Origin of the sequence: Megamonas funiformis (assembly GCF_010669225.1) — a bacterium.
Taxonomy (GTDB): domain Bacteria; phylum Bacillota; class Negativicutes; order Selenomonadales; family Selenomonadaceae; genus Megamonas; species Megamonas funiformis.
On the sequence record NZ_CP048627.1, the window covers coordinates 1,219,320 to 1,235,526 of the forward strand.

A 16,207-nucleotide genomic window follows, 5' to 3' on the forward strand; every position below is an offset into this window, starting at 1 on the left:
TAAAAATCCTTTACAAAATAATTAGCTTAATATGTTCTGATTATATTGAAATTGCAATCACATTCAGCAGGTATTCTGCCTGTTTGTTTAATTAAATTGATTAAATTATCACGAGTGAGTGCTTTTGGTGAATTTGCTCCAGCATCGTGCATAATTTTTTCTTCGCTGATAGTGCCGTCTACATCATTTGCACCAAAGCCTAAAGCTAATTGAGCGATAGGTAAAGTGAGCATTACCCAATATGCTTTGATATTATGAATATTATCAAGCATTAATCTACAGATAGCCATAGTTTTTAAATCGTCCCAAACATTAGTGCGATGAACAGTTTTACCTAATTTTGTATTGGCAGGGTGGAATGGGAAGCAAATAAATGTCTGAATGCCACCTGTTTCATCTTGAAGATTGCGAAGTGTGATTAAATGGTTGACACGTTCTTCAATAGTTTCAATATGACCATAGAGCATGGAAGCGTTTGTCTTGATACCAAGCTGATGAGCAGTGCGAGAAACTTCTAACCATTCTTGAGCTGTAGCTTTATTAGGGCAGAGTTTCTGACGAATTCGGTCATTTAAAATTTCAGCTCCACCACCTGGCATAGCTTCAATGCCTGCATCTTTTAATTCTTGTAATACTTCACGAATGGATTTTCCAGAAATCTTAGCAAAATGAGTGATTTCCACGCCAGTAAAACCTTTTAAATGAAGTTGAGGAAATTCTTTTTTGAGCATTTTAATGATATCTACATAATAAGAAAAAGGCCAATCAGGATGTAATCCACTTACAATATGAAGATTTTTCATATTTGGATCTTTGCAAGCATTGGCTACTTTATTATAAATTTGCTCCATAGTCATAGCATACGCTTTTTTATCTGTAGCTTCACAACCGAAAGCACAAAAATCACAAAGAGCTGTGCAAATATTAGTTAAATTTAAATGACAATTTACATTGTAATAAACGTAATCTCCGCTGATACGTTTACGTACTAAATCTGCAAGATAACCTATGCGAGCAAGGTCATTGGAAGCAAAAAGAGCCAACCCATCTTCTTTTGTTAGACGCTCATTATTTAAAATCTTTTGTTCTATTTTATCTAATGTATTAATCACGAGAACACCTCTTAAGTTAAAAAATTCACTTATTAGATTTTACTCTTTTTTTATATATGTATCAACTATAATTATTGAATAGGAAAATAAGTTTTATAAATATTATTAGTGAATAAAATTTTGTGCTATAATAAAAAATACTTATTAATTTTGATGAGGAAGGATTTTTATGGATAATTTGATTTTTAGCTTGAATGCGACTATACCAGTCTTTTTGATGATGGTATTGGGTATGATTTTTCGTAAAATAGGATTATTTGATGAAGCTTTTATTACAAAAATGAATAAATTTGTATTTGTGGTGGCTTTGCCTGCATTATTATTTGAAGATATTGGCTCAGCTAATTTTTATGAAGCTTGGGATACTACATATGTTTTATACTGTTTTGGGGCAACTTTGCTTAGTATATTGATTTCTTTTTTTATTTCTATACCTTTTAGAAAAAATGTTTCTCAAGGTGAATTTGTGCAGGCTGCATATCGCAGTAGTGCTGCTATAATCGGTATGGCTTTTGTACAAAATATTTATGGTGATTATGGTATGGCGTCTTTGATGATAATAGGTACGGTGCCTTTGTATAATGTGATGGCGGTTGTTGTATTGGCCTTATTGAAACCTGGTCAAAGTAGTTTAACTTTTGCCTTGATGAAAAAAACTATTAAAGGTATTATTACTAATCCTATTATATTAGGTATAGTAGTGGGCGTTATTTGGTCACTTTTGAAAATTCCAACTCCAGTGATTGTACATAAGACTGTATCTTTGCTTGCTGTTTTGGCTACACCTATGGGGCTTATGGCTATGGGAGCAGCATTTAAGTTTCAAGGATTTAGTCAAAATATAAAGCCTATTATTGTTTGTAGTGTTATGAAATTAGTTGTATTTGTAGTGTTATTTATGCCATTTGCTATTTATTTAGGCTTTACAGAAAGTAAATTGGTCGCAGCATTGATTATGTTGGGTTCAGCTACAACTGTAAGCTGCTATATCATGGCGAGGAATATGGGACACGACGGTAATTTGACTGCTGGAACAGTAATGCTAACAACTCTTGGAAGTGCGTTTTCATTGACTTTTTGGCTCTATGTGTTAAAGTGTATGAACTTAGTATGAAATAGCTCAAAAAGGGCATTTGTTACCATTTTAAAACGATGTATATTTTTAAATTATTAAATTGTTAGTAGGTTTTTGTATAATTATTTAGTTTAATTTTATACTATATTAGGATATAAAAAATAGATTTAATTCTTTGAAGAAGATAATTTATTTTTATAAGATTCAAGATTATTAATAAGATAATCAATTTCTTGTTTTTTTAGTAAACTAAGAGAATTATTAAACATATAAAAACCACTTGTATTTTTACGTAATTTATTTAATAAGTAATTTATACTATCTAAGTCATTGGTAAAATATTCATTGGCATTGTCTATATGGTAAAAAATATATAGTATTGTACTAAAATTAGATACTTCGTTTTTATCAGCTTTTATTAATTTTTGTATAATCATATCTATATCTAGATGTGATAAAAAACCTCTAGATAAGTAAAAATCATCTTTATGTTCTTTAAAATACGTAATTATTTTATTGTCCCATTTATCTGTAAAAAATGATTGTGGTACATAAGTTAATTTATTTAATATACTTTGTTTTAAGTTTTCTGTATAAGTATTAGATATAATATTATATATACGAGTATTTTCATTAAATTTTTCTAATATATTGAAAGATATATCCATTTCATTATTTATTTTATTAATCATACAAGTTTGATATTTTTCTAAGTCTATAGAAAAACCTATATTTTTTAATTTTACTAATTTTTCTATTATAGAAGGGTATTCTTGGATGGGATATAAATCATTTTTCAATGTTTTATTATATAAATAAAATCTTTTCTTTTTTTATTTTATCTTTATCAAGATGATGATATAGCATAAATTTAGAAATAAAACTATTATCAATATATTGATTGTCAGTAATATCGTCATAATTGAGATTATTAATATGTTTTGATTTTATTTTAATAGCTAAGATAAAAGTAGATTTTAAACAATTATAAATTTCTTTATTAAGATATTTTTTAGGTGTATAAGATATTGAAGATAATATAGGATATAGTTTCTCAATAGATATGATACCAAAAATAAGTGTACGAATATTTGTATGTTTTTTTTGTTTAAATATATTTAATATAGTAGATTTATATTTTAATAATCTTTTTTGTAGTTGTTTATTTCGACAATATTTTTCAACTATAGTGTCGTATAAATCTTCAAAATTAGGATTATACTTTATAGTTATCATAATAGTTTTTTCTTTTGTTTTGGTATAAAGGTCTTTAATAGAAAATAAATAATGTACACGATCTATTAATTGCTCTTTATCTAATTGTTCTTTTTTTGATTATTATCAGTAGATAATTTGTTAAAGTCTATTTTTTCGTTTAGTGTTAACATATATTTTTCAGGAAGATTATTATAAAATTGGGTATAATTTATCTCTTCTTCATTAGCAATAAGAACAACTTTTATATTATTTTGTTCAGTTAATGTATTTATGAAGCTAAGTAATTCATTAATATCTATTTTACATCGTTCGACATCATCTAAGAATAATGAGATATTTTTTAAATCTATAAGATCTTCAAATTTAGGTAAATCATCTTTAGTTATGTTAAATCCTAAAATATTTGAATTATTAAGTGCGTTTAATCCTATATTTATTGCTTTTGAAAATAAATTTAATTTATTAGTTATATTTTTTCCTCGTTTTTCTCCAAATTTATTTTTAAAGAAATTTTCAAATAGAGTTAAATATATTTTGTTAGTTAGTTCGTTAAGGTCTTTTATATCATACAGCGATAGATAATATATATTAGTATATTTTAGAGAACTATCATTTTTTAAGGTAGGTATAAGCTTTTCTTTTACAAAGAAAGTTTTTCCTGTACCCCATTTGCCATCTATTAAAATAGCTTGTGTATATCTGTCTTCTAATAAATAATCTGTAACAATATTTATTAGTTTATCATTATTTATATTCATAATTATTATTTTCCTTAAATTTCTTCTTTAGTTATATAATATTTTTCTAACATATTTTCTATTTGTATATAATTAATTATTATAACATAAAAAATACACCTCAAAGGTTAATGAAAATAACTTTTAAGGTGTATCTTTTTTATATGATATTTTATTTAGAAGAGGCAAGATAGTTATTTAGGTTTTCTTGAGCATGTTGAGCTAATTGTGTATTAACTTTTGCATCTAAAGTATTGATTATATCTTGTAATTGAGTTTTGCTAAGTCCTGCATTGATACCGATATTTAAATGGGATAAAAGTTGACTCTCTGTTCCGTTCATACTTGCTAAAGCGGAGATTGTAGCAATTTCACGTTCTAGATAAGTCAAGATATCGCGAGCAAATAAATCACCGAAAAGATGTGCTTTTAACATATAATCAATGCCAGAAGAACTAGCAATATTTACTGGTGCTCCTGCTAATTGAGTTTGAACTCTAGTACCTAGAGCTAAAATATCTGTATTTGCTGGTAATGGTGTTGCATCATTGCCCATAGTATCATGAATATTTTTGCTTTGTCGTTCGGATAAAACTTCATCTACAGTAGCAAGACCATTTAAGGCACGAGGAAAACCACAATAAGCATAGAGATGAACCATTATTTCTTTTGTTTCGTTGATAGTTAATCCATTATCTAAGCCTTCATTTACAGCTGTTTTTAAATTATTTAAATCTCCAGTAGCTGTATAAGAAGCAATAGGAATGATAGCTTGCTGTTTTGCTGTCAAAGAACCAGCTTGATAATTAGCAAAACTAGAACTTATGCCTAAGAATAAAACACTACAAAAGGTCAATATAGATAATAAGTATTTCATAAATATCCCTCACTTTTAAATGAATTTTATTAAAGGTTGTAGCCTATTTGATATGCTTGATTAGGAAATTCTGTACGTTCAATGATAGGACGAGAGCCACAACCAATGGCTAAGACTTTGCCGATATCTTGCCATTCCATATAACGCACTAGCGTTTCATAATGGTGAACTAAAGCTTCCATAGTCCAATCAGCACTATTATAAGCAGTTGCCATTAAAATTGATTTTTTACGATGCAAGGAGCCTGTACGTGAATAAAATCTATCAACAACAGTTTTTATTTGGGCAGACATACCATAATAATAAAGAGGTGTAATTAAAACAATTAAATCCGCACCAATTAATTTTGGCATAAGTGTTTGTTCAATAGCATCGTTTTGAATACAAGGCCCATTCATGCCACAATGGTCGCAACCTTGGCAAGGATGAATATCTTCAAATGCAGAATTAAAACGAAAGACTTCATGTCCAGCACTTGTTGCTCCTTCGATAAATTTATCAGCTAATAAAGCTGAAGTTCCTGCTTTATGAGGACTACCTGTAATAACTACAATTTTCATTTTATTTTCTCCTATATGATCATTAGCATTAGCTGTTGTTTCAGGTTTATTTGTCAATGCAGATAATCCACAACCACTCAAAAATAGAGTCAATAAACCTGAGCCACTTAATTTGATAAAATCTCTACGGTTCATGATAAATAACCTCATTGATTAGGCATAGTTTCAATAGTTACTATACCTGATAGCTCGGATACTATATCTTCACCAGAAATAACATGGCCTAATTCATATAAATCGTTGTTAGCATGGAAATCATCATAGAAAATAACAACATCTCCCCATGGCTCATAATAAGCTAAAGTTCCGATTTTAGGTGTGGCTTTAGGTGTGCTTTCTGTATTTAATTTATTAGGTGGATAGAATATTTTTTCATTTGTACTATAATCCTCTAAATCTATGGATAGTGGTAATTGATTATATAAATCATTAGCAGCTGGACTATTATTTAATTCGATTTCAATAGTTTGATTATTAGTAGTTGTTAATTTTATAATTTTAGTTTGTGTTAAAGTTGATGACGATGTAGTTTCAGTTGTTGTTTTTACATTAGTATTAGTTGTAGTATTATCTTGAGTTGGTTCTACTTGAGCATTGCAAGCTGTTAGAGAAAAGGTCATTAATAATAAACTTAGCAGTAGAAAGATTTTTTTCATGATAATAACCTTCTGTATGTTTATTTTTTATCTAATTTATATAAAATATGTGATAAAATACAATCTTTTGTTTGAAAATTTAGAAAGCTTTTTCGTAAATAGTTAGATAAAATTATGAAAGTAGCTACGATAGATAAGTAATCCACAAAAAATGATAGTAAAGATTGAGATGGATTAAAATATACAAAATTATTTTGTAACAACATATATGAAATTAAATCATAATGTATAAAGTTATTTAATCCATAGAGAAAAATTATCCATAATATTAATTTAGAATTTAGCAAATAAGATAATTTATTTTTTGTATATTTAGTTATTAGATTATAAAAAATTTGCCAATGTAATCCTAGATGCATAGATATTAAAATAAAACCCCAATAAGCTGACAGTAGATGCAATGTACGAGCAAAATTGATTAAATTGGGAAAAGAGGTTTTTAGAAATAGTGGGATATAATCTAAAAATATAAGACTACTGATAATTAATCCAAACATAGTTAAGAAAGTGAGTAGATTAATTATTAAAATAAACGAATTATAAAGTGTGTATTTTAAAGATATTATCTTGGCAAAGTAATTTTTTTGTAATATACAATGAATTATAAATCCTATGCAAAGGATAATGCCTAAATATTCATGCCACTTTGTGCCTATTAATGAATATGACATACATAATAATAATAGTATGAACATGATGATATCTAAGACGATTTTTGATTTAAATTTTAAAGTCATAAGCTACTCCTTTCTTAGAATTCAAGTGATAATTCAATTAAAATGATTATAAAATATTTATTTTAGTTAACCATTTATGAATATCTGTATTTGAAGCAGTGCTATCATAAGAAGCTAATCCTGTGAGAATTTTTGATTGAGAACATAATTTTTTTATATCTTGAGGGATATGACCGAAGCCACCTCCACCATGAGTACAGAATGGAATGACTTCTTTATTTATTAAATGATTTTGATTTTGCATAATGAAAGTGAGTATAGGTGGTGCAATAGTACTCCACCAATTAGGTGAGCCAATAAAAATAGTGGAATATTTATTTAAATCTATTTGAATATCTTTGATGTCAGGTTGATAGTTTTGAGAAATTTCATGTTTAGCTTGATTGACAACTGCATTATAGGCTTGGGGATAAGGTTTTTGTGGAATAATTTCTAAACAGTCAGCATGAAGTTGTTCGGCAATAATTTTTGCCATTTTGCGTGTATTACCAGAATGAGAATAATAAACTATTAATGTATTAGATATATAAATACCTTCTTTTATAAAATTTTTTAATATAAATTTATTTATCTATTAAATTTTCTTGTGATTGAGGATATCTTGCACCTTGAAGATTGATTGAATTTAAATGTTTGTTAATCATGGATAATTCTTCAGCAGAGAATGTTACATTTATACTATTGATATTTTCCTTTAGTCGAGAAACTTTTTTAGTTCCAGGAATAGGTACTATCCAAGGTTTTTGAGCTAAAAGCCAACCAAGAGCAATTTGTGCAGGTAAAACTTGTTTTTCTTGTGCTAATTTTTGTACATATTCGATTAAAATATAATTGTGATTTAAATTTTCGCTATTGAAACGAGGTATTTGACTGCGAAAATCATCTTTAGCAAAATGAGTATCTTTATTAAATCGTCCTGTTAAAATAGCTTTACCTAAAGGACTGAAAGGAACAAAGCCGATATTAAGTTCTTCAAGAGTAGGTAATAATTCTTGTTCAACTTCACGATACCACATGGAATATTCACTTTGTACAGCAGTTACAGGGCAGATAGCATGAGCTTTACGGATAGTCTTTACACTAGCTTCTGATAATCCCCAATGTAAAATCTTTCCTTCTTTGATTAAATCTTTCATAGTTTCTGCTACTTCTTCAATCGGAGTTTGTGGGTCAACACGATGTTGATAATATAAATCAATGTAATCTGTTTGCAATCGTTTCAAAGAGTCTTCAAGTGCATTGCGAATATCTTTAGGTTTACTAGAAAGCGCCACTGGTCTATTAGCATTATCCATTTTATGAGCTAAATCAAAACCGAATTTTGTAGCGAGAATAATTTGGGAACGATATGGTTTTAATGCTTTGCCTAATAATTCTTCATTTGTATATGGGCCATATACTTCAGCTGTATCAAAAAAGTTAATACCTAAATCAACGGCTTGCTGTAACACGAAGATAGCTTCATTTTCAGGAAGATATGGCGGATAACTTTGAGTAAATCCCATACAACCTAAGCCCAAAGCAGATACTTTTAATTTATCTTTACCTAAATATCTATATTGCATGGCTATGCCTCCTTTGATTATTGGATAAATTTAATATTGTGCAAGCGATAAACTTCATTTATATCGTGTAAGTCAAGAATAATGCTATGTTTTTTATCTAATTGAGTAAGAGTATCTAATTCTTCTGCTGTTAAAGTAAAATTATTTAGTTGTATATTTTCTTGAAGATGTGTATAATTTGTAGATTTTGGAATACTGATGATATTATTTTGTCTTAGCCATTTCAAAATAATCTGTGCTGTAGTTTTGTTATATTTTTTAGCTAAAGAAATCAATAGAGGATTTTCAAAAATTTTTTCTTTACCTTCAATAAATGGAGCCCATGCCATAGGTTTTATATCATATTTTTTCATGAGTTTTAATAATTCTTGTTGTTGACAAAGTAAATGGAGTTCTATTTGATTAATTGCTGGTATAATATTATGAGTTAAAATTAAATCAACTAATCTATCTGGTAGAAAATTGCAAACGCCAATAGCTTTTATTTTTCCAGAAGCATATAATTCTTCCATAGCTTGCCAACTGCCATGGTAATCACCAAAAGGCATATGAATAAGATATAAATCTAAATAATCTGTTTGTAAATTTTCTAATGTTCTAGCAAATGATTGTTTTGTTTTTTGGTAACCAGCATCTTGTATCCAAACTTTAGACGATATAAAAATATCTTCACGAGGAATTTGACTTTTTTTGATTGCCTTGCCAACGGCTTTTTCGTTGCCATAACAAGCATCTGTATCTATTAAACGATAACCTATTTTTAAAGCATTTAATACAGTATGTTCACATTCGTCAAGATTGTTTATTTGATAAACACCTAATCCTGTAAGTGGTATTGTTACTTGGTTGTTTAATGTAAGTTTATCCATTTGTAAGTACCTCGGTTTATAATTTAATCTTAATCCTTGTAGCTAACTCTAAGTCAATAATTTTTTTATTATTTAGTATATTTATGTTCGATTTTGTAACGAAGATAATTTAAGCGTTCTAATTGTTTTTCACGGAAATGGATTTCATCAAGAAGTTCATTGCGTTTTTTATTTAAACTATATAATTGTAATTTATCACTATGATTATTTTTATCGAGCAATAGACGCATGTAATTTTCAATTTCTTCAATGCTAAAACCTATATCATGTAAGGTCATGATTAAATTTAGATTTTCTAAATCACTATCATCATATTGCCATGAACCCATGACTTTTTTTACTGCATTACATAAACCCCATTTTTCATATTCATGCAAAATTTCTAGGGGAATGTTATAAAGTTTGCTTGCTTCATCAATTGTCATCTTAATACTTCCTTATTTTGTTTTAATTAAATTTAATAATGAGCATTTTATTTTGCAAAATAAAAAAGTAGGTATTCTATTTCTTTGAACACCTACATTGTAATATATTTGTTTAATTATGACTAATACTTATATTTCATAATAAATAATGCTTTTTAAGCATTTTTAATACTTTTGATAAAATGAGACATAGTTTGTGAATATATATGATTTTTCTTCCAAATGAGAACTGCTCCTGTTTTTATTTCAGGAAATAATGGTATGAAGCGTAAATCTTGATACAAGTTATCAAAATTAAGATTAAAACAAAGGGCTACACCAATTTGATGTTTTACCATATTGGCAGCATTTAAAATTAGATTATACGTTGCTACAATGTTTAATTTTTCTGAAGAATTATTAAACCAATTAATTAATTCATTTTGTACTGCTGTACGTTTAGCAATGATTAGTGGTTCATTGATTAAATCGTCAGGTGTGATAAATGTTTTTTGAGCCAATCTATGTTTTTCATGGACTAAAATGCCCCATTGCTCTTTTTGCGGTAAACGAAAGAAATTATATTTACTAATATCAACTGGTTCAGTTACTAATCCCATATCTAAAAGACCATTTTCTATGCGTTCTTTAATTTCATCTGCAGTAGTACTATGAATATGGAATTTTACTAATGGATGAACTTTATGGAATTCTTTTATTTTTTGAGATAAATATGACATATTTTGAGTTTCACCACAACCTATAGAAATTTCTCCAACTAAATCATCGCATTCTTTTGTCAGCTCTTGTTGTGTTTTTTCCATCAAAGAAATTATTTCATTGGCTCGACGACGCAATAACATACCATCTTCAGTTAAAATAATACGATGCTTACTTCGTTGAAATAAAGTTACTCCAAGTTCTTCTTCTAATTGGATAAGTTGTCTAGATAAAGTGGGCTGTGTAATATGCAACAAATTAGCTGCTTTTGTTATATTTTCTTCGCGAGCTACCATTAAAAAATATTTTAATAAACGAAATTCCATAAAAGCACCTTCTAAAATTTTTATTTGATGTAATTATAGGATATATAAATATATTTGGCTAGAATTTAATTTGCAGGTATTTATTATTTAATAGCGAATAAATTTTTATAGTGGATAAATTTATGGTTAGGAAGTGGATTTATGAGTTTAAAATTAGTTATAGCGGAAACGATAGGTATAGATGAAAAAACATTGAATGAATTAGCAAAAGATATTTTACCTCAAGATGTAGAAATCAAATATTATAATTCTTTAGCAGATAGCGATGAAGAAAAAATCAAACGCTGTAAAGATGCTGATGCAGTGATAATAGCTAATAAACCATATAGAGAAAATGTTTTAAAAGCATGTAGTAATTTAAAAATGCTCTCTGTTGCTTTTACTGGTGTAGACCATGTAGATATGGATTATTGTCATGAACATAATATATTAGTTTCTAATTGTTCAGGATATGCAAATGAAGCTGTTAGCGAGCTTGTAATCGGTATGTGTATAAGCCTATATAGAAAATTAGCTGAGTGTGGTATGGCTACAAAAAATCATGAAACAAGTAATGGTCTTCGCGGATTAGAACTTTGTCGTAAAAAATTTGGTATTATTGGAGCAGGTGCTATTGGCTTAAAAGTAGCAAAATTAGCTAAAGCTTTTGGTTGTGAAGTATATTGTTATCGCAGACATATTCCTGAAAATAGTGAATTTGAATTTGTGGATATGGATACTATTTTGAAAGAATGCGATATTATTTCACTGCATATGCCACTTACAAAAGAAACTACATCTATGATAAATGCAGAAAAAATTGCTTTGATGAAGAAAAATGCTATTTTAATCAATACAGCTAGAGGAAAAGTTATCGATACTCAAGCTTTAGCTGATGCTTTAAATAAGGGGAAAATTGCTGGTGCTAGCGTTGATGTTTTTGATACAGAACCACCTATTGGAGCAGAAAACCCATTGTTGACTGCTAAAAATGTTGTGTTATCTCCACATATTGGATTTGATACGCAAGAAGCTATGCAGAAAAGAGCTATTATAGCTTTAGAAAACATTGCAAAATGGATTGAGGGAAAACCACAAAATATTATGTAATATTTTATAGAAGACATTAGAAAATCTATTTATATAAAGATATGGTCTGATTTTATAGGGCTTTATTCTAGCGAATTTATAACTTGTAATCAAAGATATAGATATGCTATTATAGTACTAGCAGGTTTAAGTTTGTGGGGAGGATAAATATGTTATTGACTATTTTGATGATTATAGATGCGTTAGTAGCAATTGGCTTGATTGCTTCTGTGCTTATGCAAGAAGGTAAGACTGCTGGCATGGGAAGTTTATCAGGACAAAATGAAACGGCTTTTAGTAGCAGTGCTCGCGGTATGGACGCATTAATGGCCCGTTTCACTGTGTTTTTTGCTGTACTGTTTATGATAATTACTTTAATCATAGCTAAAATGGTAGCATAAAAAACTATTCTCTATCTATTTGAATTAATTTAAAGTAGATAGAGATTTTTTTTTATCAAATAGTGTAATATTTTATTTAATAAGTCATTTATAATAATATTTTAAAATTTAGGAGGTATTTTTATGATTACTAGTGGTGCAGAGCCATTTTTGTTACCTGGAGGTTCAAAGGGTGTATTATTGATACATGGATTTACAGGCTCGCCTTCTGAAATGATATTATTAGGAAATTATTTATACAGACAAGGTTATACTGTATTAGGTGTGCGCTTGGCTGGTCATGGTACAACTGTAGAAGAAATGGCTAATACTAATTGGCATGAATGGTATCATAGTGCATGTGATGGATATCATTTATTGCGTGGCATTTGCAGTGAAATATCTGTAATTGGTCTATCTATGGGCGGTTTATTAGCTATGCGAATTGGCAGGGATTTTCCTGTGAAAAAAATAATTTCAATGTCTGCTCCTGTATATATAGCTAATGAACGCAATTTAAGATTTTTACCACCACTTGAAAAATCAGTGGGACGATATCAGCGTAAAAATAGACGAGAATTACCTGAACTAGCTAAGAGATACAATGTATCTTATAATAAAATGCCACTTGTCTGTGTGCATCAATTATTAGAGATAATAGCCAAAACAAAAGAAATTCTACCAGAAATTTCAAAACCAATTTTGATTGTTCAAAGTAAAAATGACCATACAGTAAAAGAAGAAAGTGGTCAATATATTTATGACCATATTGGTAGCAAGGATAAACAATTATTTAAATTGAATTTTTCAGGTCATTTAGTTACTTTAGATATTGAACATGATAAATTATTTAATAAAATAGAGAAATTTTTGAAATAAATTATTTAGAGATTAGATAGAGGATAAATTTATGAGTTTACAAGAAAAAATAATGGAATATATGCAAACTAAAGCTAAAAGACCGATGAGTCCGGAAGATTTATTATATGCTTTGGCTTTAGAAGCAGATGAGATAAAGCAATTACCCTCTGTGATGGAAGAATTAGAGCGAAAAAATCTATTAATTCAAAATCGAAGCGGTCTATTTGGTTTACCAAAACATATGAATTTGGTTATAGGGAAAATGAGTATTACAGCTAAAGGATTTGGTTTTGTTATTCCAGATAATGGGCTAGAAGAAGGTAAAGCTAAAGTTGATGATATTTTCATTCCTGCTGGTATGTTAAATTCAGCGATGAATAATGATAAGGTTTTAGTACGCATTACTACTGAAAGAAGTAGTTTTACTAAGCGTGAAGGCGAAGTTATTCGTATATTAGAACGTGCTAATAATAAAGTTGTAGGTACATTTGAAAGCAGTAGAACTTTTGGTTTCGTAGTGCCCGATGATAGCCGTTTAAATCAAGATATTTTTATTGAAGGTCGCAATTTTAATGGGGCAAAAGTAGGCATGAAAGTAGTTGCTGAAATCACTAAATGGCCGACAAAAAATCATAGTCCAGAAGGGAAAATTATAGAAGTTCTTGGGAAAATAGGTGCACCTGGTGTAGATATTTTATCAGTAATGCGTCAATATGATTTATCAGAGCAATTTCCTGTAGATGTACAAGAAGAAGCTAAACAGATTGAGCAAGTACCTAGTAAGGCAGAATGCAATAAACGCAAAGACAGACGCCATTTACAAATAGTAACTATTGATGGTGAAGATGCCAAAGATTTAGATGATGGTGTTTATGCAGAAAAATTGCCAAATGGAAATTTTTTCTTAGGTGTGTATATTGCTGATGTTAGTTATTATGTAAAAGCTTTTTCACCTTTAGATAAAGAGGCATATAATCGCGGTACAAGTGTATATTTAGCAGATAGAGTTATTCCTATGTTGCCTGTAGAATTATCCAATGGTATCTGTAGTTTAAATGCTGGCGAAGATAGACTTTCCATGTGTGCAGAGATGGAAATTGACGCAAATGGCTCTGTTATTAAATACGATATTTTCCCTACAGTTATTCATGTATATCGTCGATTAACGTATAAATTAGTAAATCGCATCTTAGTGGAAAAAGATGTGCAAATGATTGAGGACAATCAAGATATTTTGCCATTGTTGCATAATTTAGAAGCAGTATATAAAGTTTTAAATAAACGACGTCAAATGCGTGGTTCTATAGATTTTGATATTCCTGAAGTTAAAGTAAAATTAAATGCTAAAGGTCAAGCTGTAGGTCTTGTAAAACGTGAGCATGGTTTGGGTGAATCTATCATTGAAGAATGTATGTTAGTGGCGAATGAAACTGTAGCTGAATATATGGCTAAAAAAGAATTACCTTTTATTTATCGTGTGCATGAAGAGCCTGTAGAAGATAAAATGTTTGCCTTAAATGAATTATTGGCTAATTTTAATTTGCATTTAAATCGCAATACTGAAGGTGAAATTGAACCTAGAGCTGTTCAAGAAGTATTAAATTCTATAAAAGGAAAGCCAGAAGAAAAAATTATTTCTGCTGTAGCTTTGCGCAGTATGCAACAAGCTAAATATAAAGCAGAAAATTTAGGGCATTTTGGCTTAGCTGCTAAATACTATACGCATTTTACTTCACCAATTAGACGTTATCCAGATTTAATCGTTCATCGTTTATTAAAAGAACAATTAAATGGAAAAATGACAGCAGAACGTCAAGAAAAATTGAAATCAAGATTACCTGAAGTGGCTACACATACATCTAAACAAGAGCGTGTGGCTACAGAAGCAGAACGTGAGACGACTTTAATTAAAGAAATTGAATATATGGCTCGTTTCTTGGGTAATGAATTCCATGGTATTATCAGTGGTGTTACTGCTTTTGGTATTTTTGTAGAATTAGATAATGGCGTAGAAGGTTTAGTTCATGTATCTACTATGGTAAATGATTATTATGAATATATGGAGAAAGAATATGCACTCGTTGGCGAAATGACTAATTTCAGATATCGTTTAGGTGATGAAGTAACTGTTATTTTGACAAGAGCAAGTATCAAAGAACGTTCTATTGATTTTATTTTAAAAGATAATGGTAAGATGCCACTTGTTTTTGAAGATGATATAATCGCTAAACCATTTTTTACAGAAATCAATAATAATGTGAAAAAAGATTTAAAGATTAAGGAAAATTTTTCTAAAGAAAATAAAGCAAGCAAAAAGCAAGCGGATAAATATAAACGCAAAAAACGTAAAGATAAAGAGCATAAAAAAATAGAGGAAAAAAGAAAGAAATCTATTGCAAAAATAGAAGGTAAGAAAAAAGATAACAAGAAAAGTGCTTTTTATGATAAAATTTATACGAAGAAAACTCGTAAAAAAAGTGGCACCAAAGAACGTGTGCGTGATAGAGTTTCAAAAGGCAAACGCCGTAAAAAATAAATATTTTAGACAATAAGTAAGGTTGATTTTATGGGAAAGAAAAATGCAAGTGTAAAAATTGTTTGTGAAAATAGAAAGGCTCGTCATGATTATTTTATTCATGAAACATATGAAGCTGGGATTGTTTTAGTAGGTACAGAAGTTAAATCTCTTCGTGCTGGCAAAGCTAATTTAAAAGATAGCTTTGCTAAAATCAAAAACAATGAAATCTTTTTGGATAATATGCATATCAGTCCTTATGAACAGGGCAATATTTTCAATCATGATCCACTTCGTGCTAGAAAATTACTGATGCATAAAATAGAAATAGTAAAATTATCCAGTAAGATCAAAGAAAAAGGTTTTACATTAGTACCATTAAAAGTTTATTTTAGCAAAGGTAGAGCAAAAGTGGCTTTAGGTCTTGCTACTGGTAAGAAAAATTATGATAAACGTCAAGCTTTGGCAGAAAAAGCTGCAAAACGTGATGTTGAACGTGCATTGAAAGAACGTCAAAAATATTAAAT

At 29.0% G+C, this 16,207-nt stretch carries 18 protein-coding genes; 6 read left to right on the plus strand and 12 right to left on the minus strand.

Translation table 11 applies throughout. The features are described from left to right. Nucleotides 1–26 precede the first annotated feature (26 nt). Nucleotides 27–1,112: an aminofutalosine synthase MqnE gene (mqnE, locus tag GXM21_RS06145; protein ID WP_008537933.1), complete on the minus strand. Its 1,086-nt coding sequence runs from the start codon at nt 1,110–1,112 to the stop codon at nt 27–29. Nucleotides 1,113–1,281: 169 nt separating this feature from the next. Between mqnE and GXM21_RS06150 the strand changes: the two genes are divergently transcribed. Further along, nucleotides 1,282–2,226, plus strand: a complete 945-nt coding sequence (locus GXM21_RS06150) for an AEC family transporter (protein WP_008537932.1) — start codon at nt 1,282–1,284, stop codon at nt 2,224–2,226. A 128-nt stretch (nt 2,227–2,354) separates the two neighbouring features. On the opposite strand, the gene GXM21_RS06155 is transcribed toward GXM21_RS06150, so the two are convergent. From GXM21_RS06155 to GXM21_RS06210, 11 genes are all read right to left on the minus strand, one after another. Continuing rightward, on the minus strand, nt 2,355–2,879 hold the full coding sequence (locus tag GXM21_RS06155) for a hypothetical protein (protein ID WP_163604688.1): 525 nt from the start codon (nt 2,877–2,879) through the stop codon (nt 2,355–2,357). Nucleotides 2,880–2,994: 115 nt separating this feature from the next. Then, entirely contained in the window at nt 2,995–3,423 is a 429-nt protein-coding gene (locus GXM21_RS06160) for a hypothetical protein (RefSeq protein ID WP_163604689.1), read from the minus strand. Nucleotides 3,424–3,503: 80 nt separating this feature from the next. After that, nucleotides 3,504–4,163, minus strand: coding sequence for a P-loop NTPase fold protein (locus GXM21_RS06165; protein WP_008537931.1), 660 nt, complete (start codon nt 4,161–4,163; stop codon nt 3,504–3,506). A 151-nt stretch (nt 4,164–4,314) separates the two neighbouring features. After that, entirely contained in the window at nt 4,315–5,019 is a 705-nt protein-coding gene (locus GXM21_RS06170) for a carboxymuconolactone decarboxylase family protein (protein ID WP_008537930.1), read from the minus strand. Nucleotides 5,020–5,048: 29 nt separating this feature from the next. Further along, nucleotides 5,049–5,714 carry a flavodoxin family protein gene (locus GXM21_RS06175; RefSeq protein ID WP_008537929.1) on the minus strand — a complete coding sequence of 222 codons (666 nt, stop codon included), beginning with the start codon at nt 5,712–5,714 and terminating at the stop codon, nt 5,049–5,051. An 11-nt stretch (nt 5,715–5,725) separates the two neighbouring features. Beyond that, the gene (locus GXM21_RS06180) at nt 5,726–6,235 is read right to left on the minus strand and encodes a cyclophilin-like fold protein (RefSeq protein ID WP_008537928.1); all 510 of its coding nucleotides are present in this window, start codon (nt 6,233–6,235) and stop codon (nt 5,726–5,728) included. A 783-nt stretch (nt 6,236–7,018) separates the two neighbouring features. After that, nucleotides 7,019–7,447: a flavodoxin gene (locus GXM21_RS06190; RefSeq protein WP_008537926.1), complete on the minus strand. Its 429-nt coding sequence runs from the start codon at nt 7,445–7,447 to the stop codon at nt 7,019–7,021. 88 nt (nt 7,448–7,535) lie between these two features. Further along, on the minus strand, nt 7,536–8,537 hold the full coding sequence (locus GXM21_RS06195; RefSeq protein WP_008537922.1) for an aldo/keto reductase: 1,002 nt from the start codon (nt 8,535–8,537) through the stop codon (nt 7,536–7,538). Between the two features lie 17 nt (nt 8,538–8,554). Continuing rightward, nucleotides 8,555–9,406, minus strand: a complete 852-nt coding sequence (locus GXM21_RS06200; RefSeq protein WP_008537921.1) for an aldo/keto reductase — start codon at nt 9,404–9,406, stop codon at nt 8,555–8,557. A gap of 68 nt (nt 9,407–9,474) precedes the next feature. Continuing rightward, nucleotides 9,475–9,831 carry a helix-turn-helix domain-containing protein gene (locus tag GXM21_RS06205; protein ID WP_008537920.1) on the minus strand — a complete coding sequence of 119 codons (357 nt, stop codon included), beginning with the start codon at nt 9,829–9,831 and terminating at the stop codon, nt 9,475–9,477. Nucleotides 9,832–9,986: 155 nt separating this feature from the next. After that, nucleotides 9,987–10,856 (minus strand): LysR family transcriptional regulator, encoded by an 870-nt coding sequence (locus tag GXM21_RS06210; protein WP_008537919.1) that lies wholly within the window; start codon nt 10,854–10,856, stop codon nt 9,987–9,989. Nucleotides 10,857–10,997: 141 nt separating this feature from the next. Here GXM21_RS06210 and GXM21_RS06215 point away from each other — a divergent pair, with 141 nt between their 5' ends. From GXM21_RS06215 to smpB, 5 genes are all read left to right on the plus strand, one after another. Further along, nucleotides 10,998–11,945: an NAD(P)-dependent oxidoreductase gene (locus tag GXM21_RS06215; RefSeq protein ID WP_008537918.1), complete on the plus strand. Its 948-nt coding sequence runs from the start codon at nt 10,998–11,000 to the stop codon at nt 11,943–11,945. Nucleotides 11,946–12,094: 149 nt separating this feature from the next. Continuing rightward, entirely contained in the window at nt 12,095–12,325 is a 231-nt protein-coding gene (gene secG / locus GXM21_RS06220; RefSeq protein ID WP_008537917.1) for a preprotein translocase subunit SecG, read from the plus strand. 123 nt (nt 12,326–12,448) lie between these two features. Beyond that, on the plus strand, nt 12,449–13,183 hold the full coding sequence (locus GXM21_RS06225) for an alpha/beta hydrolase (RefSeq protein WP_008537915.1): 735 nt from the start codon (nt 12,449–12,451) through the stop codon (nt 13,181–13,183). 31 nt (nt 13,184–13,214) lie between these two features. Continuing rightward, nucleotides 13,215–15,701, plus strand: a complete 2,487-nt coding sequence (gene rnr / locus GXM21_RS06230) for a ribonuclease R (RefSeq protein WP_008537913.1) — start codon at nt 13,215–13,217, stop codon at nt 15,699–15,701. Nucleotides 15,702–15,731: 30 nt separating this feature from the next. After that, nucleotides 15,732–16,205: an SsrA-binding protein SmpB gene (gene smpB, locus GXM21_RS06235; protein WP_008537912.1), complete on the plus strand. Its 474-nt coding sequence runs from the start codon at nt 15,732–15,734 to the stop codon at nt 16,203–16,205. The last annotated feature ends 2 nt before the right edge of the window (nt 16,206–16,207 follow it).

Excerpts from the sequence above, each read along its gene's own strand:
- GXM21_RS06155 (WP_163604688.1), bottom strand. The coding sequence starts at position 2,879 with ATGATTAATAAAATAAATAATGAAATGGATATATCTTTCAATATATTA.
- GXM21_RS06165 (WP_008537931.1), bottom strand. The coding sequence starts at position 4,163 with ATGAATATAAATAATGATAAACTAATAAATATTGTTACAGATTATTTA.
- GXM21_RS06150 (WP_008537932.1), top strand. The coding sequence starts at position 1,282 with ATGGATAATTTGATTTTTAGCTTGAATGCGACTATACCAGTCTTTTTG.
- rnr (WP_008537913.1), top strand. The coding sequence starts at position 13,215 with ATGAGTTTACAAGAAAAAATAATGGAATATATGCAAACTAAAGCTAAA.
- GXM21_RS06180 (WP_008537928.1), bottom strand. The coding sequence starts at position 6,235 with ATGAAAAAAATCTTTCTACTGCTAAGTTTATTATTAATGACCTTTTCT.
- GXM21_RS06190 (WP_008537926.1), bottom strand. The coding sequence starts at position 7,447 with ATGGCAAAAATTATTGCCGAACAACTTCATGCTGACTGTTTAGAAATT.
- GXM21_RS06195 (WP_008537922.1), bottom strand. The coding sequence starts at position 8,537 with ATGCAATATAGATATTTAGGTAAAGATAAATTAAAAGTATCTGCTTTG.
- GXM21_RS06215 (WP_008537918.1), top strand. The coding sequence starts at position 10,998 with ATGAGTTTAAAATTAGTTATAGCGGAAACGATAGGTATAGATGAAAAA.
- GXM21_RS06225 (WP_008537915.1), top strand. The coding sequence starts at position 12,449 with ATGATTACTAGTGGTGCAGAGCCATTTTTGTTACCTGGAGGTTCAAAG.
- GXM21_RS06210 (WP_008537919.1), bottom strand. The coding sequence starts at position 10,856 with ATGGAATTTCGTTTATTAAAATATTTTTTAATGGTAGCTCGCGAAGAA.
- smpB (WP_008537912.1), top strand. The coding sequence starts at position 15,732 with ATGGGAAAGAAAAATGCAAGTGTAAAAATTGTTTGTGAAAATAGAAAG.
- GXM21_RS06175 (WP_008537929.1), bottom strand. The coding sequence starts at position 5,714 with ATGAACCGTAGAGATTTTATCAAATTAAGTGGCTCAGGTTTATTGACT.
- GXM21_RS06205 (WP_008537920.1), bottom strand. The coding sequence starts at position 9,831 with ATGACAATTGATGAAGCAAGCAAACTTTATAACATTCCCCTAGAAATT.
- GXM21_RS06170 (WP_008537930.1), bottom strand. The coding sequence starts at position 5,019 with ATGAAATACTTATTATCTATATTGACCTTTTGTAGTGTTTTATTCTTA.
- GXM21_RS06160 (WP_163604689.1), bottom strand. The coding sequence starts at position 3,423 with ATGATAACTATAAAGTATAATCCTAATTTTGAAGATTTATACGACACT.
- GXM21_RS06200 (WP_008537921.1), bottom strand. The coding sequence starts at position 9,406 with ATGGATAAACTTACATTAAACAACCAAGTAACAATACCACTTACAGGA.
- secG (WP_008537917.1), top strand. The coding sequence starts at position 12,095 with ATGTTATTGACTATTTTGATGATTATAGATGCGTTAGTAGCAATTGGC.